The organism is Flavobacterium denitrificans DSM 15936 (genome assembly GCF_000425445.1).
GTDB classification, from domain to species: Bacteria; Bacteroidota; Bacteroidia; order Flavobacteriales; family Flavobacteriaceae; genus Flavobacterium; species Flavobacterium denitrificans.
The window spans coordinates 499,117-522,668 of the sequence record NZ_AUDL01000008.1 but is presented as its reverse complement, the minus strand read 5'-3'; the positions used below and the strand labels follow the sequence as shown (position 1 = coordinate 522,668).

Genomic DNA, 23,552 nt, shown 5'->3' with positions numbered 1-23,552 from the left:
TGTAAAGGTTAGATATTTCGGTAACAAAATTTAAATTTAATAAATTTTGTTACGATGAGAAATAATAGTCAAGATTGCACATTAGAGAGGAACTATTTAGAGAAATATCGTTTCTTAATAAAAGAATATGAGCAGGTAAAAAATAAAACTCATCCGCTTTATAAAAAGGCGATGGATTTTTACACAGCAAATGACACCTGCCGAAAAAGTTTCTTAAAGTATTATAATCGCTATAAGCAGAGCGGGAAATCTCGGGATCTATTGCCTCAGAAACGGGGTCCAAAATATAAAACCAGACGCCCTTTGCCTTTTATAGAACAAAAAGTAATAGAATTAAGAGAAAAAGGAAACAACAAATATGAAATTGTTAGTATCTTAAATCCCAAATTAGGGAAACATACACCATCATATTCTGGAGTTTACAATATTTTAAAACGGCATAAAATAAATAGATTAACTCCGAAGATTAAAAAGAATCATCAGAAAATAATCAAGGAAAGAATGGGACAGCTGGGTCATATTGATTGTCATTATTTAAGTAAAAGCATAATTCGTGGAGAAAATAAAAAACTCTATTTAGTCTGTGTAATTGATGATTACAGCCGGATTGCCTGGGCAGAATTAGTCCCAGACATTACCAGTTTAACAGTGATGTTTGCGTCATTAAAATGCTTAAACATCCTAAGCAGTCATTATGAAATAAAGTTTGAAGAGATATTGTCTGATAATGGAGCTGAATTTGGAATTAAAACAAGCAAGGTGAAAAATCAGCATCCTTTTGAAAGAATGCTGATCGAGCTAGGAATAGTTCATAGATATACAAGACCTTACCGTCCGCAGACAAATGGCAAGGTTGAACGTTTTTGGAGAACACTGGAAGAAGATTTATTAAGAGATACTGATTTTGATTCTCAAGAAGAACTAAAAGAAGAATTATTGCAATATTTATACTATTATAATCATGAAAGACCACATCAGGGAATTGATGGGAAAAAACCAATTGAAATGATAAATCCGTTACCGAAATAAGTGACTTTTACAGAAATGACAAAAAAGCACAAAAAAAGGCTTTCAGAGATCTGAAAGCCTTTTTTTATATAAAATGATTAGTGAGAATCTATGATTTTATGTTTTTAATTCAAACTAAAATTATAAATAATTTTCCCAACCTGCTTAACAGGAGCATCACTGTCAGATTCCCATTTTGTATTCATTGCTGCAATTCTCGCTTGATCTAATAAACAGCTTGCTGTATTAGTAGTTCCTTTTATTCCTGCAGTTGCGCTAATTGTTTTTCCGTTTTGATCTACTGTAACTTCAACGACTACTTTACCTTCTTCGTTGCAATTGTATTTTGGTGCCGGTTTCGATAAAGCTTTTCTGTTTCCTAAAGAATATCCAGATCCTCCGCCAGAACCGCCGCCGCTTCCGGCTCCGTAACCGCTTCCTGTGCCAATTCCATGTCCAGTTCCGTTACCGCCTCCAGTTCCTCCACCAGAACCACCGCTTCCGTAATAACCATTCGAATTCAAACTTCCGTTTGATTTTCCTTTGTTTCCAGCAACTTTATCATCTCCATCGCCACCTTTATTTGAACCTTTTAAAATGCTTGATAGTGCATCGTTTGTTGAGTTGGAAACTTTTGGTTTTTCAGGAACAGGTTTCGTTATCGGTTTTTCAACAGGAACAGGTTTTTTAGGTTTTTCTTTTGTTGGAATAACAACGTCGTTATCTGTTGTTGTGTTTTCTTGCGAAATTATAGCTTCTTCTTCAGGAGTTGCTTTTGCAGGTGCTTGTTTTACGTTGTTTTTTACTTCTAAAACTTCACTTTTATAATTTGCGCCAGAACCTAAATCACTATCGCCAAAGTTCACAGTTACTCCACCACCGCCACCACCGCCATCAGCAAGAGCAACATTGTTTTCTGGATTGTATGGTGGCCAAAAACGTATAAAAAACAATAATAGAATGACAACGGCATATATAGCCGTTGTGTATAGTAACGATTTCTTTTGGTCCGAAGAAATAGGGGAACTCATCTAACTCTGAATTTTGAAATGTATTATTTTAAAAACGTTTAAAAGTAGTAAAAATTGTTTAGAATCATAGAGAGAATTTAACCGCAATCCCGATAGCTATCGGGAGCTAAGGTTTGCGCAAGGTTCGCAAAGCTGTTTGTTTTTAAATCTCGCAAAGTCGCGAAGTCGCAAAGAAACTTAAAAAAAGAAAAACTTTGTGACTTCGCGACTTTGCGAGAAATGAATTAGCGCTCTTGGTGTAAACCTTTGCGTGCATTGCCGTAAAAAAAAAAAGCGAGCTAAAATTTAGCCCGCTTAGAAATCAAGTATAAATAAAATTACACTAATTGTTTCAATGCAATTTCAAAAGCCGTTGCACTGATATTTGTTTTTGAAGCACTTAAAGCATGGGCTTTAACAATTGCATTTTTAATTGTTTCAGAAGTATCATTAAAAATAGCTTCGTCCGTCATTTGAACTTTTTTCTCCATGAAATACGCAAAAACTCTTGCCATTCCACAGTTTGAAATGAAATCCGGAATCAAACTTACTTTGTGATCTACTTCTTCCATAATTGATCCGAAGAAAATTTCTTTATCGGCAAAAGGAACGTTTGCTCCACATGAAATTACTTCAAGTCCGTTTGCAATTAAATTGTCGATCTGAGCTTGAGTTACCAATCTTGAAGCAGCACAAGGCGTGAAAATCTCAGCGCCAATTGTCCAGATTTTAGAATTGATTTCTTCAAACGGAATCATATTTTCGGCAACTAATTTGTTCCCGTCTTTATTTAAAAACAATGTTCTGATTTCTTCAAAAGAAAAACCTTCTTCTTTTATAAGTCCTCCGTCACGATCAATAATCCCAATCACTTTTGCGCCCATTTCAGCTAAATAAAAAGCAGCTGCAGATCCAACATTTCCAAATCCCTGAACAATCGCTTTTTTGCCTTTAATTTCTCCACCATAAATAGAATAGAAGTGACGAACCGCTTCAGCAACTCCGTAACCTGTAATCATATCGGCAACGGTATATTTTCTTGTAACGTCTGGAGAGAATTTTGGGTTTTCAATAACTTTGATGACACCTTGACGTAATTGCCCAATTCTATTGATTTTATCTGCTTCAGTAGGTTTGAAATGCCCGTTGAAAACACCTTCTTGTGGATGCCAAACTCCACATTCTTCTGTCATTGGAATAACTTCGTGAATCTCATCAACATTTAAATCACCACCCGTTCCGTAATAACTTTTCAATAAAGGCGAAACGGCTTTGTACCAACGTTGTAAAACGCCTTTTTTGCGAGGATCGTTCGGGTCGAAATTTATTCCGGATTTAGCTCCACCAATTGCGGGACCAGAAACTGAAAATTTAACTTCCATTGTTTTTGCCAATGATAAAACTTCGTTCATATCCAAGCCTTTTCTCATTCTTGTTCCGCCTCCTGCAGCTCCTCCGCGTAGCGAATTAATAACTGTCCATCCTTCAGCTTCAGTTTCAGAGTCTTTCCAGTTAAAAACAATTTCAGGTTCCTTATTTTCAAATTGCTGTAATAAATCTTTCATTTTGTTGAGATATGTTTATTTTGTGTAAAAGTATAAAATAGAATAATGCGAATAATGTATTTTATGGCAAATTTAATGAAAGAAAAAAAAGAAAGCCGAAAACGATAAGGTTTTCGGCTTTCGGTATTCGAAATTTTTTAAGAAATTCTGAGTTATATTCCTAATAAGTGTTTTTTCAAAGTTTCGTCAACTGGTTTGTCTGAAAGCCAGATTCCGAATAAAGCTTGCTTGAAATCAAATCCTTGTATTTTTCCTTTTGGAACATCGTTTTTGATTACGTTAACTGTCTGATCAAGCGGATTGTAAAACAAAATAAATACGTCTTTTTCTGTAATTGCGTCACTTAAAAATGTTTTGAACTGCTCAATTCTTGGACGCAAAGCCTCAAGATTGCTTCCTGCAGATTTTTCAAAACCTGTATTCATCGCTTTTGTCAACTTGTTTGAAGAAACCATCGAAGAAGTGATTTCAATTCTTACAGCCATTTCAGTATCACTGTCGATAATGAATTTTGGGTCTTGGCTCAATTGTGATAAATAAAGTGCTTGAACGTAAACTTCCAACCACATTTTTGATCTTCCGCCAGCACCATTTAGCTGCATTGTTTTATTTTGAATTTCAATTTTTCTTGGAACTGTTACGCCGTTTACTTCTAGTTGAGTTTGTGCCGAAACAGTAGAAAATTGCACACTTAAAAGGAGTGCAAATAATAGTAAAATCTTTTTCATACTTCTATCGATATTTTGTGTTTTTGGGCAAAAATACTTTTAATTTCTAAATTCTGCTCTCTAAAAATACATGTTTTTTATGAAAGTCGTATATTTTTTTTTGATGGTATATCTTTCATAATCAATTTAGTAAGACTTGCTTTACGTACATTTACGTGTTGTCGAATCGCTTGCGCTTTTTTTAGTAAGTAATTTTCTAAAACTTTAGAAAAATGACATTTTTATGCGCAATTATATTCTTGAATTTTAAAGAAAACGTTGCACTATTGATGCTTGTCTGCTCAAAATTTAGAATTATTACGAAAACGTTATCGTGATTATTGATTATCTCTTAATTTTATATGCACGCATTGTTAATTTGGGTTTTAAAAATTATCTTTGGAAGCCTTTTTAAACAAAAAACAAAAAAAACAAAAATAAATTATCTCCATTTTCGAAAATTAGATTTTGGATTTAGAAAAAATAAACTAACTACATTATGGATTTTAATCTTACCGAAGAGCATTTGATGATTCAGCAAGCAGCAAGAGATTTTGCTCAAAATGAATTATTGCCTGGAGTTATTGAACGTGACGAAAAACAAATTTTTCCAACTGAGCAAATAAAAAAAATGGGCGAGCTTGGTTTTATGGGAATGATGGTTGACCCAAAATATGGAGGAAGCGGACTTGATGCTATTTCATACGTAATTGCGATGGAAGAAATCTCTAAAGTTGATGCCTCAGCTTCTGTGGTGATGTCTGTTAACAATTCATTAGTTTGTTGGGGACTTCAAGAATTTGGAACTGAAGAGCAAAAACAAAAATATTTGCCAGGTTTAGCTTCGGGACAAATTCACGGAGCATTCTGCTTAAGTGAGCCAGAAGCTGGAAGTGACGCAACTTCTCAAAAAACAACTGCTGTTGATATGGGAGATCACTATTTGGTAAACGGAACAAAAAACTGGATTACAAACGGAAATACAGCTTCAGTTTATTTAGTAATTGCTCAAACGCATCCTGAATTGAAACACAAAGGAATCAACGCTTTGATTATGACCAAAGATATGCCAGGTTTTTCTGTTGGTCCAAAAGAGCAAAAAATGGGAATTCGTGGTTCTGACACACATTCCTTAATGTTTAGTGATGTAAAAGTTCCGAAAGAAAACAGAATTGGAGAAGATGGTTTCGGATTCAAATTTGCAATGAAAACGTTGGCTGGAGGAAGAATCGGAATTGCTTCTCAAGCTTTAGGAATCGCTTCTGGCGCTTATGAATTGGCTTTGAAATATTCTAAAGAAAGAAAAGCATTCGGAACTGAAATCTGCAATCATCAGGCAATTGCTTTCAAATTGGCGGATATGGCTGTAAATATCGAAGCGGCGCGTCATTTGTGTATGAAAGCGGCTTGGGATAAAGATCAGCACAAAAACTACGATGTGAGCGGTGCTATGGCAAAATTGTTTGCTTCGCAAGTAGCAATGGACACGGCTGTTGAAGCGGTCCAAATTCACGGAGGAAATGGATATGTGAAAGAATATCATGTGGAACGTATGATGCGCGACGCAAAAATCACTCAGATTTATGAAGGAACTTCTGAAATTCAGAAAATTGTAATTTCAAGATCAGTTATCGCAGAATAAATTTAGATTTCAAATAAAATAGAAATAAGAACCCTTTCAGCTTTTTGAGCTTCGAAAGGGTTTTTTGATTTTTTTTGCTATTTTTCAGCAACTTAATCTTTAAAAAACATTTGTTTTTTATTAAACCAAACTAGCATCTTTTATGAAAAAACTATACTTTCTTTTTGTTCCACTGGCTTTGTTTGGCTGCAAATCAAATCCTTCTGTCGTAACTGAGGCAATAACTGATTCAAGTTCAAAAAAAATAGAAATCAGTTATAAAGTAAGTGAATCTGAAGTGTCAGATTTCTTGAAGTATCTTTCTTCGGATGAATTAGAAGGACGTGAAACTGGGACAAAAGGAATTGAAAAAGCTGCAGCCTTTTTAGAAGATTTCTTAAAGAAAAATAATATAGAGCCTTATTTCGCTTCTTATCGCGATACGTTGACAAATTTTAAATCGCCGGCATACAATATTGTTGGGGTTCTAGCAGGAACAGATCCTGTTTTGAAAAAAGAATTTGTGGTCTTGAGTGCACATTATGATCATATTGGAATTGAGAAAAAAAAGCAAGCCGATGTTATTAATAATGGTGCCAACGACGATGCTTCGGGCGTAACGGCAGTTGCGCAATTGGCGAAATATTTTGCGACAACAAAATCGAATAAACGCAGTATTCTAATTGTGTTTTTTGCAGGAGAAGAAAAAGGATTGCTAGGCTCTAAAAGTCTTGTTCCGAAATTAAAAAAGAGAGATTTTAATTTATATACGCAATTGAATATTGAAATGATCGGCGTGCCGATGAAGCGCGATTTTTTGGCCTACGTTACAGGTTTTGATAAATCGAATATGGCACAGAAAATCAACGAATACACAGGCAAAAACACCATTGGATTTTTGCCGAAAGAAGCAGAATACAAATTGTTTTACAGATCTGATAATTATTCGTTTTTTGAAGGCTTTGGAAAACCTTGCCAATCAATAAGTACTTTCGATTTTGAAAATTTTGAATTTTATCACCATGTTTCAGATGAATTCAAAGTAATGAATATTCCGCATATTACTGCATTTGTGCAAGAATTATTGCCGGCGGTGACTCAGATAGCGATTACTCCAACGGAAGAAATTACAATGAATTAATAACACAGCCTTTTATTGGTTTTGTTTATTTTTGCAACATGAAAAATATTATCGTTACAGGAACCAGCCGAGGAATTGGATATGAATTGGCATTACAATTTGCAAATGCTGGCCATCAGGTTTTGGCAATTTCCAGAAAAATACCGCAATCTTTATTAGAGCATCAAAATGTTACTTGTCTTTCAATTGATTTGGCAGATGAAAGTGCTTTGAGCGAAGTAGAGCATTTTCTGTCATCGACTTGGAAAAAAGTTGACGCGGTGGTTCATAATGCAGGAGCTTTAATCTGGAAGCCTTTTGCAGAAACCACTCAAGCTGATTTTGAAAATATTTATAAAGTGAATGTTTTTGCAGTAGCAAATTTGACCAGAATTTGTTTGCCGTATTTAGAAAAAGGAAGTCATGTCGTGACGATCAGTTCGATTGGCGGCGTTCGTGGAAGCTTGAAATTTGCAGGTTTAGCGGCTTATAGTTCTAGTAAAGGAGCTGTAATCACTTTGACTGAATTATTAGCAGAAGAATATAAAGAAAAAGGAATTTCGTTTAATGTTTTAGCGTTAGGTTCTGTTCAGACCGAAATGCTTAACGAAGCTTTTCCCGGATATCAGGCGCCAATTTCTGCTGAAGGAATGGCAACTTATATTTATGACTTTACTATTAATGGAAATAAGTATTTTAATGGGAAGGTGTTAGAGGTTTCTTCAACAAATCCGTAATTAATTATGAATTATGAGTTATGAATTATGAGTGAAAGTACTGTGAAAACCAAAAGTTTTGAATTAAATATAAGAGGAGTTAATTTTTATAAATGGTTAGTTGCCGAAAAGAAAGAATTTGTAATGAGTAAGCAGTTTTTGCGTTCAATTACATCGGTTGGTGCAAATGTTCGAGAAGCTGTGAATGCTCAAAGTAAAGCTGATTATATTCATAAATTATCGATTTCTCAAAAAGAATGTGATGAGTCAATGTATTCGCTGGAAATATTAATTGCAACGAATTATATTTCTAAAGCTGAATTTGAATCGATGCACAATCAATGTGAGGAAGTGCTAAAAATCATAAAAAGCATAATCATAACGTCAAAGAAGAAACTTATAACTCATAACTAAAAACTCATAATTCATAATTACCTTGAACGAAACATTAGCTAAATATATTCCTGAACATGCTGTAAAGCCTGTTTTTGATTTGATTGTTTCCAATCAGGTGCACTTGAAAATCGTAAATGAACGCCAGACGCGTCATGGCGATTATCGACGAGGACCGAGTGGAAAACATGAAATTACCGTTAATGCAAGTTTGAATAAATATCGTTTTTTAATTACGCTCATTCATGAGATTTCGCATTTGGTTGCATTCGAAAAATTTGGACGAAATATAAAGCCACATGGGAATGAGTGGAAATACACTTTTCAACGTTTGATGGTTCCGTTTATTCGTCCTGAGATATTTCCAAGTCAAATTTTGCCTTTGTTGGCGAGGCACTTCAAAAATCCTTCAGCGAGCAGTGATACTGATACTACTTTGTCATTGGCATTAAAACAATATGACGCAAGTAGTGATAAAAACTATATTTTCGAAATTCCATATGGAAGTGTTTTCAGAATCAAAAATGGCAAAGTATTTAAGAAGTTAGCCGTGAGAACAAAACGATTTGAATGTATCGAAATAAGCTCAGGCAAAACGTATCTTTTTAATCCAAATGCTGAAGTTGAGCTGATTGATTAAGGTTTAAATATCTCAAAATAGAAAAATCCAAATTCCAATTTTATGTAAGATTGGAATTTGGATTTTTTTTAATTTGTTCGTTTACAAATATTTAATGTGTAGCGCTTTGGGTATTAAAATAAATTTTGCATTTTTGACAAAACAATTTTTATGAGAAAAATATTGCTTTTAGTCTTATTGTTTGCATTAGGATCTTGTGATAAAGATCCTGTATTAATTCAATCAGGAATTGAAACCAAAGTTCACGGCAAAGTTACAGATGATCACGGCGTTCCAATTTCAAATTTAATTGTCAAAGTTGGAGAGTATAAAGTGACGGGTACTGGCTCTTATATTATGTCCTATAATGATTATGAGTTTGTGAAATGGGCTGATTCGACTCATACGGATACTAATGGAGATTATAATTTTACCTTTAAAACAAGTGGTAAAGGAAATTTTTATGATTTGGTTATAGGTGAAGAAGTAAAACTGCACGAGTCTCCAGTTATATTTTCAGAATTGAATGTTCGTATTACAGAAAGTGCAAATGATATGACATTTATTGGTAAACAATTTGAGTTTAATACAAATGATTTAATTCGATTATATCCATGTCAAATAACATTTAAGCTCAATAATATTGAAACTTTTCCTGTTCAAATTAGGCATGATTTTACAAACGCATCTAATCTAACTGATCTTACCGCAAATGGGACTTTTGAAAAAACGATATATATACAGCGTTATAATAAAGAAAAAATTACTTTGTCAAGGATGAAAAATGGAATTAGGCAGATAGCGTTATATGAGTTTCCTGCAAGTAATGTAGAAGGAATAACATATCAAACAATAACAGTTTTAGAAACAGATTTTAAAAATATAAAGTAACAAGAATAAATGAAAAAATCCCAAATTCCAGTTTTCAAAATTGGAATTTGGGATTTTATGCCGAGGCTTTGGGATGAGATTTAAAAGGCGTTTAACCTTTCAAATAAGCTTCTCTTACTTTTTTAAATAAATTAGAAGAATAAACAAACTTTACAACTGCCTCATTGTCGGTTGTAAAGATTTCCTCTTTAGTTCCTTGCCAGGCTTTTAATCCTTTCTTTAAGAAAACAATATTTTCGCCAATTTCCATCACCGAATTCATATCGTGTGTATTAATTACGGTTGTAATGTTGTATTCTCTAGTGATTTCTTGAATCAAGTTGTCGATCAAAGTTGAAGTATTTGGATCAAGACCAGAGTTTGGCTCATCACAAAACAGATATTTTGGATTGTTTACAATAGCACGTGCAATGGCAACACGTTTCTGCATACCTCCAGAAATCTCAGAAGGTAATTTTTTATGAGCATCAATCAGATTTACTCTTTCTAAAACAAAATCAACGCGTTCTTGAATTTGAGCTTTGTTTTTGTTAGTAAACATTCTTAACGGGAATGCCACATTTTCTTCAACGGTCATCGAGTCAAATAAAGCACTTCCTTGAAATACCATTCCGATTTCGGTTCTTAACTCACGTTTTTCATCTTTATCTAAATCAGAATAAACTCTTCCGTCAAATTCAATTGTTCCTGAATCTGGCGTGTGAATTCCTAATAAGGTTTTCAATAAAACTGTTTTTCCAGATCCACTTTGTCCGATAATCAAATTGGTTTTTCCAGTTTCAAAGACCGTCGAAACGCCTTTTAAAACTTTGCTGTCGCCAAATGATTTTTCTATGTTTTTTACTTCTATCATTATCCTAATAATAATTGGGTTAATATATAATTTAGAAGGATAATAGTAACAGATGTCCATACGAATGACGTTGTACTTGCTTTACCAACTTCTAATGCACCACCTTTCATGTAATAACCATGAAAAGACGGAATTGTTGCCAATAACATGGCAAAAATTAAAGTTTTGATAAAGGCATACGTAATATGAAAGGGTATGAAATCTTTCTGAGCTCCCATAATAAAATCGGCACCAGTTGAAAATCCTCCGTAAGCACATGCAAGCCATCCTCCAAAAATCCCTAAAAACATACTAATCCCGATTACAAATGGATACATTAATAAGGCAATAATTTTTGGGAAAACAAGATAATTTACTGAATTAACTCCCATAACTTCTAAAGCATCAATTTGCTCTGTAACGCGCATTGTTCCAATACTTGAGGTAATGTAAGACCCCATTTTTCCGGCCATAATTACCGAAATAAAAGTAGGGGCAAACTCCAAGACTACAGATTGACGTGTAGCAAAACCAATTAGATATTTTGGAATTAAAGGGTTTGTTAAGTTTAATGCTGTTTGAATGGCAACAACTCCTCCGATGAAAAAAGAGATAAAGCAAACAATCCCAAGTGAGTCGATAATTAAATCGTCGATTTCTTTGAAAATTAATTTTTTCATAACAGACCATTTGGTCTGTTTATTGAAAATTTCTTTCAGCATTAAAAAATATTTTCCTATTTGGGATAAATAACGAATTAGCATCATAAGTTTTACAAATATTGGCTAAGGTAAAAAGAAGTTATGAGTTTTGAGTTATGAGTTAAGAGTTTTCGGCACGTTTCCGAATCAAATTAACTTTTTTTTCATTTTTTGCAAACGATAATTTCTAATAAACTTAGCTTGTTCAGAAGTCACTAATAAAGGAGTTTTTGCTTTTTTAGCTTTCATAAATCCTTTAATGTAATCTAAAAATAAGAATGGTTTTTTCTTCATCATTGCCAATTTTGCCGAAGCAATTGCAGTAATCCAAAAACCATATCCAAGTGTATAAAAAGCTTCGCCTTGTTTATAACGAGCTGTTTTGTTGTAGTTTGCGCCGGTTGGTTTTAAATGTTTTACATGTAAAGATTCATCGGTAACTACTTTCCAATCGTAATATTTACAAAGCAATTCATCGACCGTATCCCAACCCATTGCAGGTCGTAATCCGCCAATTTGCTGAAAAGTTGCTGCACGGTATGCTTTTAAAGCGCCACGAATATGATCTTTATCAGTCAGGTTTTCTAAAACCCATTCGCCATTTTTATCGATGTAACAAAATCCGCCAGCCATTCCAATTCTTGAATCTGACTCGAAATGTTTGATTATAGTTTCGAAATAATTAGGTGGAAAAATTAAATCACCGTCAATTTTTACAATAATATCATAATCAGAATCTAAAGTTTCAAAACCTTTTTGAAAAGCCTGAATTACTTTGCTTCCCGGTAAATGAATCGCATCTGAAGTTTTGTTTACAACAGAAATGTATGGATTTACTTTTGCAAATCCTAAAACAACTTCTTCTGTTTTATCAGTCGAATTGTCATTTACAACTACAATTTTTGAAGGCAAAACAGTTTGAGAAACCAAAGACTGCAAGGTTAAACCAATTAAATCTTGCTCGTTGTGTGCGGGAATGACGATGTAATATTTCATGATAAAAATTTTAGTTCCGAAGCCTCGGGATGAGATTTTAGATTTTAGATTGTTGAGAGGTTGTCTAAAAATCAAAAACCTTTAATCTGCAATCTTAATTCTTAACTTTTTCCGCAACAACAAGGTAATATCTCGGAGTGAAGTATCTTAATAAAGGTCTGAATCCAAACTTTTTTACCGGATGTGTAAATTGAAGACGATCTGTGATTTTCCAGCCTGTTTTTTCTAAAAGCCAGTCTAATTGCCAGTCTTCAAATTCGTGGTAATGTCTGTCCCACATATCTGTTTTAGAGCGATATGCTGGTGAAAACCATAAACGTAGCGGAATCGAAATCAACAATTTATCGCATTTTACGTTTTCTAAAACCGTGTACGGATTAAGTAAATGTTCGAAAATTTCAAATGCCGTAAAAACAGTGTATTCTTCTGTTTGTAGAGCCGTATGATCGTTATCTAAATCTTCGCCTTTAGTGTTTTTTACGGTATAGCCGTTTTCTTCCATTATTTTAGAAAAGGGATTTGGAACACCAAAATCAAAAATAGTTTCAGATGTGCTAACGTGCTTTTGCAAAAATTCTAAAGTAAGCTTGAATCTTTTATTCGGAAACGTTTTTTCGTACATAGTAATTGCGAACGAATCAATCTCTCGTTCTTGATTTTAATTAGGTCGCAAATATACAAAGTTATCTTCTTTTTTATGTTTTTTAATTGGAAGGAAAATGAAAGTCCGCATTTAAAATATTATTTTTAAATACGGACTTTTATAAGTTTTTATATGATTTTAAATATAGCTTCTTAGAAGCGTAATATTTATAGCTAATTTTATAGTTCTCATAAAGAAGCTCCATAGGAGCGAAATCTTTTTGTTTGTATAATCATGTCGCTCCGATGGAGCTTTTTCTGAATCCAGATTATTTGTTCTATAAATATGGCGTCCCTCTGGGACTGGTGTTTTATAAATTAATATCTATAAACAAAAGCATTAATATTCATTCCCGCTCCAACCGAAGCAAAAATTAAAACATCTCCTTTTTTGATTTCTTGATTTTCGATTTTTCCTTGAAGAATTAAATCGTATAACGTTGGGACAGTTGCAACACTGCTGTTTCCTAAATCATGAATGCTCATTGGCATAATGTCTTTAGGTGCAGTTTTATCGTATAATTTGTAAAAACGATCGATGATAGCTTCATCCATTTTTTCGTTTGCCTGATGAATAAGGATTTTTTTAACCTCACTGATATCAATATCGCTCTTGTCTAGACAGCTTTTCATGGCGCACGGAACGTTGCTCAAAGCAAATTCGTAAATTTTACGTCCGTACATTTTGATGTATTTTGTATCCGGATCTAAATCTGGATTGTATGATTTTCCAAAGAAAAGGAAACCAGCTTCATCAGTTGCAAAGGTGGCGCTTTCGTAAGCTAATAATCCAGTTTCATCAGTTGAAGCTTCTAAAATTGAAGCTCCAGCACCATCAGAATAAATCATCGAATCACGATCGTGATCATCAACAACTCTTGATAAAGTTTCGGCTCCAATTACTAAAACTCTTTTGGCCATTCCAGATTTAATGAAAGCATTGGCTTGTAAAACACCTTCAATCCATCCAGGACATCCGAAGATAATATCGTAAGCTACACACTTTGGATTTTTAATTCCTAATTTGTTTTTAACGCGCGTTGCCAAACTTGGCAGCATGTCAGATTGTGTAGTTCCGATTTTTACATCTCCAAAATTATGGGCAATGATAATATAGTCTAAAGTTTCGGCGTCAATTTCTGCGTTTGCAATTGCTTTTTGCGCGGCAAAAAATGCCAAGTCTGAAGCTGTGTATTGAGGTTCGGCATAACGACGGTTTTGAATTCCGGTGATGCCTTTGAATTTTTTAATAACAACTTCGTTCGGATAGCCAAAAGGAGTTCCATCTTCATTTAAAAAAACATGTTTGTCAAAATCTGTGTTTTTTACTTCTAAATTAGGAATATAGCTCCCAATACCAATAATTTTTATTTTCATTTTTCCCGTAATTATCCGATAAATTTGGTGCTAAAATAGAAATAAAATAATGATAACTATCATAAAAAATACTATGCGTGCATATAATTGTGAAATAACAGATTTTTTAATGATAAACTGATTATTTTTTAATGATTTTTTAATTTTTCCGATATTTCAAACGTTTGAGATTGATTATCGAGCTTATTTTTATTTCGCTGTTTTATTTTGAAATGTTATAAAAATAAGTAAAGTTGCAGTTAATGTTATAAAAAGATGAAGTGTTGTTTTTTTTGTTTCAAGTTTTAAGTTTCAGGTTTCAAGTTATAGTTGAGCCTGAAACAAAAAAAGCCGATAGGTTTTAAAAATCTGTCGAGTTTATCGGCAGATGATTCGCGTGAGGGATAGGAGCAAACTGCCGAAGCAGTGCGGATAGCCCGACAGCATCCCGATAAAAGGGCGTGTATGCGCAAACTAAGTTGTCCTTTTATCGGGATGGTGGCACGCCCTGATGATTTTTTTGTTTGTTTTGTTTCAAGTTTCAGGTTTTACGTTATGTTGGAACCTGAAACTTGGAACCTGAAACTTGAAACCTGAAACCAAAAAATAAACCCGACAGGTTTTAAAATCTGTCGAGTTTGGAATAATATGTAAAGAAAACTATTTCTTAGTTTTCCATGTAAGCTTCAATAGGAGCACAGCTGCAAACTAAGTTTCTGTCACCGTAAGCATCGTCTACACGACGAACTGATGGCCAGAATTTATTTTCGGCGATGTAATCTAGCGGATAAGCTGCTTTTTCTCTAGTGTAAGGGAAATCCCAAGAATCTGTAGTTAACATTGCCAACGTGTGCGGTGCATTTTTCAATACATTGTTTTTGTCATCAGCGGTTGACGCTTCAATCTCTTTTCTGATTGAAATAAGAGCATCACAAAAACGATCTAATTCAGCTAAATCTTCAGATTCTGTTGGTTCGATCATTAAAGTTCCGGCAACTGGGAAAGAAACCGTTGGAGCGTGGAAACCGTAATCCATTAAACGTTTTGCGATATCACCAACTTCGATTCCGTTTTCTTTAAATGCACGGCAATCTAAAATCATTTCGTGAGCTGCTCTTCCGCATTCTCCAGTGTAAAGAATTGGGTAGTGTCCTTCGAAACGTGCTTTCATGTAGTTAGCATTCAAGATTGCGTGTTCAGTAGCGCTTTTTAATCCTTCAGCACCCATCATAGTGATGTAACCGTAAGAGATTAAACATACTAAAGCAGATCCGTAAGGTGCAGATGAAATAGCAGTAATTGCTTGCTCACCACCAACATTTAAGATTGGGTTTGTTGGCAAGAACGGAACTAATTTTTCGTTCACGCAAATTGGTCCAACTCCAGGTCCACCGCCACCGTGAGGAATAGCGAAAGTTTTGTGTAAGTTCAAGTGACAAACGTCAGCGCCAATTGTAGCCGGATTTGTTAATCCAACTTGTGCGTTCATGTTTGCACCGTCCATATATACTAATCCGCCGTTTTCGTGGATTAATTTTGTGATTTCGATAATCGAAGATTCGAAAACTCCGTGAGTAGAAGGATACGTTACCATTAAACAAGATAAATCATCTTTGTGTTCAATCGCTTTTTCTCTTAAATCTTCTACGTCAATGTTTCCTTCTGGAGTTGTTTTAGTAACAATGATTTTCATTCCGGCCATCGCTGCAGAAGCAGGATTGGTTCCGTGAGCCGATGAAGGAATCAAACATACATTACGATGACCTTCGTTTCTTGACATGTGGTAAGCACGAATTGCCATTAATCCAGCATATTCTCCTTGCGCTCCTGAGTTGGGCTGTAAAGTTGTTCCAGCAAATCCAGTAATTACATTTAATTGCTGCTCTAATTTTTTAAGCATTGTAAGGTAACCTTCAACTTGGTCAACTGGTGCAAACGGGTGAATGCTGTTCCAGTTTGGCATTGATAAAGGCAACATTTCTGAAGCTGCGTTTAATTTCATTGTACAAGAACCTAATGAAATCATTGAGTGATTCAATGATAAATCTTTACGCTCTAATTTTTTGATGTAACGCATCAACTGGCTTTCTGAATGATGATTGTTGAAAACATCATGAGTCAAGAAAGAAGATGTTCTTTCTAATGAAGCCGGTAATTGACTTGTAGCAGTTAATTCAGAAACCGTAACAGTTTCTTTTCCTAAAGCTTCAGCAAAAATCGCAACGATTTGGTTGATGTCTGCAACAGAAGTTGTTTCGTTTAATGAAATTGAAACCGAATCAGCATCAGGATAGAAGAAGTTTACTTTGTTTTGTTCTGCTACAGCTTTTACTTTTTGAGCATCCGCTTTTACTAAAATAGTATCAAAGTAAGCCGTGTTGGTTTGGTGAACTCCTAATTTATTTAAAGCTTCAGCAGTAGTAACCGCCGATGCGTGAACTTTGTTTGCAATATATTTTAATCCTTCTGGGCCGTGGTAAACTGCGTACATTCCTGCCATAACAGCTAATAAAACCTGAGCAGTACAAATGTTAGAAGTCGCTTTTTCACGTTTAATGTGCTGTTCACGAGTTCCTAAAGCCATACGTAAAGCACGGTTTCCGTTTGCATCAACAGATACTCCAATGATACGACCCGGCATAGAACGTTTGTACTCATCTTTAGTTGCAAAGTAAGCAGCGTGAGGTCCACCGTAACCCATTGGTACACCAAAACGTTGTGTTGTTCCGACTACTACAGCAGCGCCCATTTCTCCCGGAGAAGTTAAAGTTGCAAGTGATAAAATATCAGCAGCAAAGGCAACTTTGATTTCGTTTTCTTTTGCTTTAGCAACAAAAGCACTGTAATCGTTTACTTGACCATATTTTCCTGGATATTGTAAAATAGCTCCGAAAAACTCATTTGAAAAATCAAATGTTTCGTGGTTTCCAACTACTAATTCAATTCCAATTGGAGTCGAACGAGTTTGTAAAACCGATAAAGTCTGAGGTAAAATTTCTTCAGAAACGAAGAATTTGTGTGTATTGTTTTTCTTTTGATCTCTCGTACGAACATCAAATAATAAAGCCATAGCTTCTGCAGCAGCAGTTCCTTCATCAAGTAAAGATGCGTTTGCAATTTCCAGTCCTGTTAATTCAATAACAGTAGTTTGGAAATTCAAAATTGCTTCCAAACGACCTTGAGCAATTTCTGCTTGGTAAGGCGTATAAGCTGTATACCATCCTGGGTTTTCAAAGATATTTCTTTGAATTGGAGCCGGAACGATAGTTGGGTGATAACCCAAACCAATGTATGATTTAAATGTTCTGTTTTTCTTTCCTAATTCGCGAATATGATTTGCATATTCGAATTCTGTCATAGCAGGATCTAAATTCAAAGGCGCTTTTAAACGAATATCGTCCGGAAGGGTTTCATAAACAAGTTGTTCGATTGAGTCAACTCCAATAGTTTTCAGCATGTGCTGAAGATCAGTTTCTCTTGGACCAATGTGTCTTAAAGCAAAAGCATCTGTTTTCATGTAGCTATCTAAATTTTTTAAATTAATGTGTTCGTACACCATTTTGACATACGAATCACATTTAAAAGTAAATGTGTTGTTTTTTTGTGGCGCAAAATTAAGTATTATTAATAATTTAATGGGTATTTTTAACTTCAATTTTTATCAAATTTCTAACTAATGATATGATTTGTTAATAAATGATTAGATTTGAGATATGAAACTTCTAAAACAAATTTTTGATTTTTATTTGAACAGCAGTATTCACGTGGCTTTGTCGTGTTATGCTTTGGTCCGAATTACGTTTCATGTATTTCATATTCAGTACGATGAGCCAATGGCTTTGTTTACTTTTTTCGGAACAATTGTAGGATATAATTTCGTAAAATATGACGCATTGGTTCGCGTAAAGAAAAATCCAATCGGAACACAATTAAAAATTATCGCCGTTTTGAGTTTTATTTCGGTGATTTTGGTTGGCTATTATTTTTTCCATTTAAAGCGGATTACACAAATTGTCTCTGTCGTAATTTTTCTGATTACTGCACTTTACACACTTCCGTTTTTCCCAAACAGAAAAAATGCCCGAAACTGGGCTGGCGTAAAAATTTATATTGTGGCACTTTGCTGGGTAGGAGCGACTTTGGTTCTGCCTTTAATAAATGCCGAAATTCCGTTTACAACAGATTTCTTTATCAAATGCATTCAGCGGTTTGTATTGGTTTTTGTCTTGATATTAGTTTTTGAAATCATCGATTTAGCCAATGACGATCCACATCTTCAAACCGTTCCGCAAACCATTGGAGTGAAAAAAACCAAACTTTTAGGATTTCTATTGCTGATTCCGTTTTGGTTTTTAGAAGTTTTTATTTCAACATTCAATTATCATGATGCGATTATAAATCTGATTATGGTCGTCATGCTGATGTTATTTATCTTTTTTGCCAATCCAAATCGCTCTAAATATTACACTTCCTTTTGGGTCGAAAGTGTACCAATATTTTGGTGGCTGATGATTTTGTTTTTATAAATAAGGCATTCAAGTTTCTAAATAATTTGGGCGTGCCACCATACTTGATAAAAGGGCAAATTCACTTTGCGCTTATACGCCCTTTTATCAAGATGCTGTCGGGCTATCCGCGCTACTTCGGTAGCCAGCTCCTATCCCTCACGCAATAACGTAAAACGAGGAAATTCATTTTCAAAAGAAGATTTGTTGCCACAATCTTGTCATTTGACAAAACTATGTGAATTTGGGTTCTAAATTAAATCTCGAAAAGCCTCATCAATTTCCCCAAACTTAAATTCAAACCCATTTTTCAAAAGTCGTTTCGGAATCACATTTCTACTTTTCAAAACCAATTCCGTTTCTGTTCGAATAAAAAAAGATCCAATTTCAAGAAAGAATTTATTGATCGGAATTCCAAAAGGAAAACCAACAGCTTTTCGAAGTTTTTGCATAAAATCAACATTTCGAATTGGTTCCGGAGAAACAATATTGATAACTCCAGTCATTTCTTTCTGAATAATAAAATCCACCGCATTAGCAAAATCTTCCTCGTGAATCCAGCTTATAAACTGATTGCCGCCTCCTTGTTTTCCTCCAAAACCAATTTTTGCCAAAGTCTTTAACGGAATAAAAGCGCCTCCATTTTTCCCTAAAACAATTGAAGTTCGCAAAGCTGTTTTGATGGTTTTAGGAGTTTCGGTTTTAAAGAAAGCTTTTTCCCAAGATAAAGCGACATTTATAGAAAAATCATTACCAATTTCGCCATCAACTTCATCCATTTGTTTGTCTAATGAAAAACGATAAATCGTAGAAGTTGACGAATTCAGCCAATGTTTCGGCGGATTTTTACAATTCAAAACTGCTTTGTTTAGAATTTTTGTGCTGTCAATTCTAGACCAAAGAATTTCTTTTTTATTCTTTTTCGTATAACGGCAATCAACAGATTTTCCTGCGAGATTAATTAAAACTGAAGCATTTTCCAATTCTTTTTCCCAACCAGTAAAAGTTTTGGCATTCCAGTTTACATATTTAATTCCGTCAATTGTCTGAGATTTTCCTCGGGTCAGAATTATAATTTCTTCAAATTTATTTTTGAAATGATGGATTAAAACTTGTCCTAAAAATCCAGTGCCAGATGCGATTATAAGTTTACTCATTGTTGTGTTTTTTTATAGCCACGAATTGCACTAATTTCCACTAATTTTTTTAGTATTTTGGTAAATAGTAATTCGTGAAAATTCGTGCAATTCGTGGCAACTTTAATTTATAATTAAAATCAAAGCAAGAATTCTGTATAAAATCCAAGTGAAAGATAAGTAAAAAGGAAGTTTTAAAAGTTTTACCCTTCTAAAATGTTCCAAAAACATAATCAAAACCGTCACTCCAAACCAACTTAAAACAATCATTTGCGGAAGCTGGAAAAACTGACTTAAAATCAAAATCGGCATCAAAATCAAACTTCCCATCAAAGAAACTGTCATGATATTCCCAGTATAATTGATAATCGTTTGTTTGTCAAATTTTAAAAGAAATAAAGATTGAAAAACAATTTGTCCCAAAGATAAAATAAGTTCTCTTGCAATACTACTTTTTGGGAAATTCAAAATCAAATTAGAATACCCAAAAAGAATAAAAGTCGTTATAGTCAATCCGAATCCGATAAACAGAAATCTGTATTTATAATTGAAATCGGGAGTGCATTGCAATTTGTTTTCCTCTTTTACATTTCCCGGAATAATTACTTTTCTGTTATAAGAAACGAAAGAATACAGCTTTTTCAGAACGAAATGAATTGGTTTTACAGTCGCAATTTTTTCAATTAAAGGAAAAGAAAAACCAATAACTTTTATCAAACTATCAATTCCGTAAATAACGGTTTTGGTTTTATTATCGACCAACGCAATTTCGTTTGGCGCGCGTTTTAAATCCACAAAACTTTGCTCTTTTTCAGATAATTGACAATATGATTTTCTTCCGTTTTCATCAAGCATTCCGCTTTTTACAAATCCAGTCGTGTATAAACTGCAAAGCGGACAATCTTCATCATAAAGTAAGGTTTGGTTTTCTAACGTTTTCATGATTTTTGGTTTTAAAGATGAATAGTTTATGCGTATAATTCTTCTTCAACGGGAATCAGATGAAGTTTTCTTTTATTCTTTATAAATTATTACAGATAAATAAATTGCGAGTATAAGAGGGATTGGAAATAAGATAAAGGTTAAGAAGTTATTATAGCCAATTAGATGGTTTACGAACCAAAGTCCAAAGAAGAAAAAAACACCTGATATATAGATTTGCAGATTTCTGTCTTTTGGATTATCAACTAACATTTTAATGCCCAATAACACTTGAAGAAGACCTGTAACCATAGTTGATAGTAAAGCAAAAAATATTGCTCCTTCTCCAAATACAACAGCTGATAGAAAAATAATAAACGGAAGTGCAATTGCAAATGTGTTTATGTGCATTATAGTTCTCATAATTATTGATTGTTTTAAACTTTCAGAAAAAAATGAAAGTTTAGATTAAATTTTTTTATTTCATCATTTTGATGACCAATTTTCCTAACCAATTTTCATTGAATTCAGTCATTTTATCTAACATGTTATCTGCTTTCAAAACGAAGTCATACAATTTAGTTGTTTGATCCACAAAGTGTTTTTCTTCAGCAGAATCTTTTGCTTCAATCGTCGATACTTCTTTTAAGATTTTAAGAGTAGGTTTGATTTCTCTTTTGCTTCTTTCTCTGGAAATTTTAACTGCCAATTCGTCTAAATCTTTTTCGGCAGTAAAGAATTCTTTTCTTTCTCCGGCTTTAAATTCTTTATAGACAATTCCCCAATCCATCAAGGCTCTTAAGTTCATGCTTGCATTCCCGCGGGAAATCTGCAATTCTTCCATAATGTCTTCCATAGAAACAGGCTCGTTCGAAACCATTAATAAAGCGTGGATCTGTGCCATCGTTTTATTAATTCCCCATTGAGAACCTAATGCTCCCCAGGTTTGTACAAACTTATTTTTTGCTTCTTTGAATTCCATGGATCAAATGTAAGTAAAAGTTTTTAAACTTTCAAAAATAATTGAAACTTGTTTAGCGAATTGTAAAGTTATGTTAATTCAAACCGTGAAATTTTCGATTAAATAATGATACCGCTATTTTTGTAAAAATCACTTTTTATGGAATTATACTACACATTTTCGGTGCTAATTGTATTGGCATCATTCTTCGCCTATTTGAATTTAAGATTTTTAAAACTTCCGGGAACCATCGGAATCATGATTATTGCGATGTTGGTTTCAGTAGGAATTCGTCTTTTGGGAGATTCTTATTTTCCTGCAACGACCAAACATTTTTTTGATTTGATAAAAGAATTTGATTTCAATGAAATTCTGATGGGAGCAATGTTGAATTTTCTTTTATTCGCTGGAGCTTTACATGTAAACATGTTTGACCTTAAAGAACAAAAGGTTCCGATAATGATTTATTCGACAGTCAGTGTCGTTTTATCAGCTTTAATTATTTCTGTTTTACTTTATTATATAGCACCATTTCTCGGAATTACTATTCCTTACATATTTTGTTTGGTTTTCGGAACCTTAATTTCTCCAACCGATCCAATCGTAGTTTTGGGAGTTTTAAAGGAAGCTAAAGTCCCAAAAAGAATAGAAACTAAAATTGTTGGCGAATCGTTGTTTAATGATGGAGTAGCGGTTGTAATGTTTGCCGTTGTTCTAAAAATGGCAACCGATCCAACATTTGATGCTACTTTTGGTTCGATTAGCTGGCTATTTATAAAAGAAGGATTTGGCGGACTTTTATTAGGAGCCATTTTCGGATTTACGGCTTCAAGGGTCATGAAGAAAATAGACGACTATAAAGTTTCGGTTTTAATCACACTTTCTATTGTCACAGGAGGATTTTTGGTTGCTCAGGCATTACACGTTTCTAGTCCGCTGGCAATGGTTGTGGCGGGATTGATTATTGGAAATTATGGCAAAAAAGTTGCCATGAGCGAAGTCACTAAAGATTATCTTGGAAAGTTTTGGGAACTTATCGATGAAATCCTGAATGCAGTTTTGTTCTTATTTATTGGTTTTGAATTGTTGCTACTTCCAAATTTGGACAAACAATTATTGACAGGAGTTATTGCCATCTTCATTGTACTTTTTTCAAGATTAACGTCGATCGTTTTACCGTGGAAATTCTTCGATATTTTTAAATTTTTCGGAATTAGATCAGCCTACAACAAAGGTTCTCTGATGGTTTTGGTTTGGGGCGGAATTCGTGGTGGAGTTTCTATTGCTTTGGTACTTTCAATGCCTGAAGGAGAATATAAAAACCTTTTACTTGAAATAACTTATATCGTGGTATTGTTTTCAATTGTAGTTCAGGGACTGACTGTAGGGAAATTGGCGAATAGAGTTTTGGAGAAAGAGTAAAGAGAATAGAACAAAGAGTAAAGATTTTTTAAAGACTGGCATGAATTCTTGCTGGTCTTTTTTATTTGTCTCTAATTACATTTTTAAAAATATTAATTAAATTGAATGATTTTTCCTATTTTTACATCTTGCTTTTAATTTGTAACTATATTTTAGTTGCAAATTAAAAATTAATGGTAAATTTGTATGAGTAAGATTGATAAACTTATTGAAAGGTTAAAATCAAAACCAAAAGATTTTTCTTGGGATGAAATGCTGAAAGTTCTGAATCATTGTGGTTATAATCAGATTTCACAAGGAAAAACAGGTGGTTCAAGAAGGAAATTTGTGAATGAAAATAAACAGATTATAAGTCTACATGAACCACATCCGCAAAAAGTTTTGAAAGGATATCAGCTTGATATTATTATTGAATATTTAGAATTGTAAG

23 protein-coding genes are annotated in these 23,552 nt (G+C 33.9%); 10 read left to right on the top strand and 13 right to left on the bottom strand.

All coding sequences use genetic code 11. The annotated features are described in order from the left end of the window. The first annotated feature begins 54 nt into the window (after nucleotides 1–54). On the top strand, nucleotides 55–1,029 hold the full coding sequence (locus H600_RS22500; protein ID WP_026727930.1) for an integrase core domain-containing protein: 975 nt from the start codon (nucleotides 55–57) through the stop codon (nucleotides 1,027–1,029). Nucleotides 1,030–1,133: 104 nt separating this feature from the next. Here H600_RS22500 and H600_RS0105950 read toward each other — a convergent pair whose 3' ends face one another. The 3 genes from H600_RS0105950 to H600_RS0105940 all read right to left on the bottom strand — a co-directional run bounded on the left by H600_RS0105950 (nucleotide 1,134) and on the right by H600_RS0105940 (nucleotide 4,311). Further along, the gene (locus H600_RS0105950; RefSeq protein WP_026727929.1) at nucleotides 1,134–2,039 is read right to left on the bottom strand and encodes a hypothetical protein; all 906 of its coding nucleotides are present in this window, start codon (nucleotides 2,037–2,039) and stop codon (nucleotides 1,134–1,136) included. Between the two features lie 317 nt (nucleotides 2,040–2,356). Beyond that, nucleotides 2,357–3,583 carry a Glu/Leu/Phe/Val dehydrogenase dimerization domain-containing protein gene (locus H600_RS0105945; protein ID WP_026727928.1) on the bottom strand — a complete coding sequence of 409 codons (1,227 nt, stop codon included), beginning with the start codon at nucleotides 3,581–3,583 and terminating at the stop codon, nucleotides 2,357–2,359. Between the two features lie 152 nt (nucleotides 3,584–3,735). After that, a complete protein-coding gene (locus tag H600_RS0105940; protein WP_026727927.1) occupies nucleotides 3,736–4,311 on the bottom strand; it encodes a chalcone isomerase family protein in 576 nt (191 codons plus the stop codon). 478 nt (nucleotides 4,312–4,789) lie between these two features. On the opposite strand from H600_RS0105940, the gene H600_RS0105935 reads away from it, so the two are divergent. From H600_RS0105935 to H600_RS0105910, 6 genes are all read left to right on the top strand, one after another. Continuing rightward, nucleotides 4,790–5,932 (top strand): acyl-CoA dehydrogenase, encoded by a 1,143-nt coding sequence (locus H600_RS0105935; protein ID WP_026727926.1) that lies wholly within the window; start codon nucleotides 4,790–4,792, stop codon nucleotides 5,930–5,932. A 142-nt stretch (nucleotides 5,933–6,074) separates the two neighbouring features. After that, nucleotides 6,075–7,052: a M28 family peptidase gene (locus tag H600_RS0105930; RefSeq protein ID WP_026727925.1), complete on the top strand. Its 978-nt coding sequence runs from the start codon at nucleotides 6,075–6,077 to the stop codon at nucleotides 7,050–7,052. Between the two features lie 38 nt (nucleotides 7,053–7,090). After that, on the top strand, nucleotides 7,091–7,768 hold the full coding sequence (locus H600_RS0105925) for an SDR family NAD(P)-dependent oxidoreductase (RefSeq protein ID WP_026727924.1): 678 nt from the start codon (nucleotides 7,091–7,093) through the stop codon (nucleotides 7,766–7,768). A 27-nt stretch (nucleotides 7,769–7,795) separates the two neighbouring features. Next, a complete protein-coding gene (locus H600_RS0105920) occupies nucleotides 7,796–8,161 on the top strand; it encodes a four helix bundle protein (RefSeq protein ID WP_026727923.1) in 366 nt (121 codons plus the stop codon). A 22-nt stretch (nucleotides 8,162–8,183) separates the two neighbouring features. Further along, nucleotides 8,184–8,780, top strand: a complete 597-nt coding sequence (locus tag H600_RS0105915) for a SprT-like domain-containing protein (RefSeq protein ID WP_026727922.1) — start codon at nucleotides 8,184–8,186, stop codon at nucleotides 8,778–8,780. Nucleotides 8,781–8,930: 150 nt separating this feature from the next. Then, entirely contained in the window at nucleotides 8,931–9,650 is a 720-nt protein-coding gene (locus H600_RS0105910; RefSeq protein WP_026727921.1) for a hypothetical protein, read from the top strand. Between the two features lie 91 nt (nucleotides 9,651–9,741). On the opposite strand, the gene H600_RS0105905 is transcribed toward H600_RS0105910, so the two are convergent. From H600_RS0105905 to gcvP, 6 genes are all read right to left on the bottom strand, one after another. After that, on the bottom strand, nucleotides 9,742–10,503 hold the full coding sequence (locus H600_RS0105905; protein WP_026727920.1) for an ABC transporter ATP-binding protein: 762 nt from the start codon (nucleotides 10,501–10,503) through the stop codon (nucleotides 9,742–9,744). Continuing rightward, a complete protein-coding gene (locus H600_RS0105900; protein ID WP_026727919.1) occupies nucleotides 10,503–11,249 on the bottom strand; it encodes an MlaE family ABC transporter permease in 747 nt (248 codons plus the stop codon). The genes H600_RS0105905 and H600_RS0105900 overlap by 1 nt, the downstream gene beginning before the upstream one ends. An 81-nt stretch (nucleotides 11,250–11,330) precedes the next feature. Continuing rightward, entirely contained in the window at nucleotides 11,331–12,179 is an 849-nt protein-coding gene (locus tag H600_RS0105895; RefSeq protein WP_026727918.1) for a glycosyltransferase family 2 protein, read from the bottom strand. Nucleotides 12,180–12,273: 94 nt separating this feature from the next. Continuing rightward, a complete protein-coding gene (locus H600_RS0105890) occupies nucleotides 12,274–12,801 on the bottom strand; it encodes a methyltransferase (RefSeq protein WP_026727917.1) in 528 nt (175 codons plus the stop codon). A 338-nt stretch (nucleotides 12,802–13,139) separates the two neighbouring features. Then, on the bottom strand, nucleotides 13,140–14,198 hold the full coding sequence (locus H600_RS0105885) for a 3-oxoacyl-ACP synthase III family protein (RefSeq protein WP_026727916.1): 1,059 nt from the start codon (nucleotides 14,196–14,198) through the stop codon (nucleotides 13,140–13,142). Nucleotides 14,199–14,844: 646 nt separating this feature from the next. Next, complete coding sequence (gene gcvP / locus H600_RS0105880) at nucleotides 14,845–17,694, bottom strand: aminomethyl-transferring glycine dehydrogenase (RefSeq protein ID WP_026727915.1); 2,850 nt, start codon at nucleotides 17,692–17,694, stop codon at nucleotides 14,845–14,847. A gap of 196 nt (nucleotides 17,695–17,890) precedes the next feature. Here gcvP and H600_RS0105875 point away from each other — a divergent pair, with 196 nt between their 5' ends. Next, nucleotides 17,891–18,703 (top strand): UbiA prenyltransferase family protein, encoded by an 813-nt coding sequence (locus H600_RS0105875; protein WP_026727914.1) that lies wholly within the window; start codon nucleotides 17,891–17,893, stop codon nucleotides 18,701–18,703. A gap of 230 nt (nucleotides 18,704–18,933) precedes the next feature. On the opposite strand, the gene H600_RS0105870 is transcribed toward H600_RS0105875, so the two are convergent. The 4 genes from H600_RS0105870 to H600_RS0105855 all read right to left on the bottom strand — a co-directional run bounded on the left by H600_RS0105870 (nucleotide 18,934) and on the right by H600_RS0105855 (nucleotide 21,721). Beyond that, complete coding sequence (locus H600_RS0105870; RefSeq protein ID WP_026727913.1) at nucleotides 18,934–19,839, bottom strand: TIGR01777 family oxidoreductase; 906 nt, start codon at nucleotides 19,837–19,839, stop codon at nucleotides 18,934–18,936. A gap of 102 nt (nucleotides 19,840–19,941) precedes the next feature. Further along, nucleotides 19,942–20,760, bottom strand: coding sequence for a thiol-disulfide oxidoreductase DCC family protein (locus tag H600_RS0105865; protein ID WP_026727912.1), 819 nt, complete (start codon nucleotides 20,758–20,760; stop codon nucleotides 19,942–19,944). 72 nt (nucleotides 20,761–20,832) lie between these two features. After that, nucleotides 20,833–21,162: a hypothetical protein gene (locus H600_RS0105860; RefSeq protein WP_026727911.1), complete on the bottom strand. Its 330-nt coding sequence runs from the start codon at nucleotides 21,160–21,162 to the stop codon at nucleotides 20,833–20,835. 55 nt (nucleotides 21,163–21,217) lie between these two features. After that, nucleotides 21,218–21,721: a GbsR/MarR family transcriptional regulator gene (locus H600_RS0105855; protein WP_026727910.1), complete on the bottom strand. Its 504-nt coding sequence runs from the start codon at nucleotides 21,719–21,721 to the stop codon at nucleotides 21,218–21,220. Between the two features lie 138 nt (nucleotides 21,722–21,859). Between H600_RS0105855 and H600_RS0105850 the strand changes: the two genes are divergently transcribed. Further along, nucleotides 21,860–23,122 carry a cation:proton antiporter gene (locus H600_RS0105850; protein ID WP_026727909.1) on the top strand — a complete coding sequence of 421 codons (1,263 nt, stop codon included), beginning with the start codon at nucleotides 21,860–21,862 and terminating at the stop codon, nucleotides 23,120–23,122. A 186-nt stretch (nucleotides 23,123–23,308) separates the two neighbouring features. Then, the gene (locus tag H600_RS0105845) at nucleotides 23,309–23,551 is read left to right on the top strand and encodes a type II toxin-antitoxin system HicA family toxin (RefSeq protein WP_026727908.1); all 243 of its coding nucleotides are present in this window, start codon (nucleotides 23,309–23,311) and stop codon (nucleotides 23,549–23,551) included. The last annotated feature ends 1 nt before the right edge of the window (nucleotide 23,552 follow it).

Bases quoted from the DNA above. Each gene is read 5' to 3' on its own strand.
- H600_RS22500 (WP_026727930.1), top strand. From the start codon at position 55: ATGAGAAATAATAGTCAAGATTGCACATTAGAGAGGAACTATTTAGAG.
- H600_RS0105950 (WP_026727929.1), bottom strand. From the start codon at position 2,039: ATGAGTTCCCCTATTTCTTCGGACCAAAAGAAATCGTTACTATACACA.
- H600_RS0105945 (WP_026727928.1), bottom strand. From the start codon at position 3,583: ATGAAAGATTTATTACAGCAATTTGAAAATAAGGAACCTGAAATTGTT.
- H600_RS0105940 (WP_026727927.1), bottom strand. From the start codon at position 4,311: ATGAAAAAGATTTTACTATTATTTGCACTCCTTTTAAGTGTGCAATTT.
- H600_RS0105935 (WP_026727926.1), top strand. From the start codon at position 4,790: ATGGATTTTAATCTTACCGAAGAGCATTTGATGATTCAGCAAGCAGCA.
- H600_RS0105930 (WP_026727925.1), top strand. From the start codon at position 6,075: ATGAAAAAACTATACTTTCTTTTTGTTCCACTGGCTTTGTTTGGCTGC.
- H600_RS0105925 (WP_026727924.1), top strand. From the start codon at position 7,091: ATGAAAAATATTATCGTTACAGGAACCAGCCGAGGAATTGGATATGAA.
- H600_RS0105920 (WP_026727923.1), top strand. From the start codon at position 7,796: ATGAGTGAAAGTACTGTGAAAACCAAAAGTTTTGAATTAAATATAAGA.
- H600_RS0105910 (WP_026727921.1), top strand. From the start codon at position 8,931: ATGAGAAAAATATTGCTTTTAGTCTTATTGTTTGCATTAGGATCTTGT.
- H600_RS0105905 (WP_026727920.1), bottom strand. From the start codon at position 10,503: ATGATAGAAGTAAAAAACATAGAAAAATCATTTGGCGACAGCAAAGTT.
- H600_RS0105900 (WP_026727919.1), bottom strand. From the start codon at position 11,249: ATGATGCTAATTCGTTATTTATCCCAAATAGGAAAATATTTTTTAATG.
- H600_RS0105895 (WP_026727918.1), bottom strand. From the start codon at position 12,179: ATGAAATATTACATCGTCATTCCCGCACACAACGAGCAAGATTTAATT.
- H600_RS0105890 (WP_026727917.1), bottom strand. From the start codon at position 12,801: ATGTACGAAAAAACGTTTCCGAATAAAAGATTCAAGCTTACTTTAGAA.
- H600_RS0105885 (WP_026727916.1), bottom strand. From the start codon at position 14,198: ATGAAAATAAAAATTATTGGTATTGGGAGCTATATTCCTAATTTAGAA.
- gcvP (WP_026727915.1), bottom strand. From the start codon at position 17,694: ATGAAAACAGATGCTTTTGCTTTAAGACACATTGGTCCAAGAGAAACT.
- H600_RS0105875 (WP_026727914.1), top strand. From the start codon at position 17,891: ATGAAACTTCTAAAACAAATTTTTGATTTTTATTTGAACAGCAGTATT.
- H600_RS0105870 (WP_026727913.1), bottom strand. From the start codon at position 19,839: ATGAGTAAACTTATAATCGCATCTGGCACTGGATTTTTAGGACAAGTT.
- H600_RS0105865 (WP_026727912.1), bottom strand. From the start codon at position 20,760: ATGAAAACGTTAGAAAACCAAACCTTACTTTATGATGAAGATTGTCCG.
- H600_RS0105860 (WP_026727911.1), bottom strand. From the start codon at position 21,162: ATGAGAACTATAATGCACATAAACACATTTGCAATTGCACTTCCGTTT.
- H600_RS0105855 (WP_026727910.1), bottom strand. From the start codon at position 21,721: ATGGAATTCAAAGAAGCAAAAAATAAGTTTGTACAAACCTGGGGAGCA.
- H600_RS0105850 (WP_026727909.1), top strand. From the start codon at position 21,860: ATGGAATTATACTACACATTTTCGGTGCTAATTGTATTGGCATCATTC.
- H600_RS0105845 (WP_026727908.1), top strand. From the start codon at position 23,309: ATGAGTAAGATTGATAAACTTATTGAAAGGTTAAAATCAAAACCAAAA.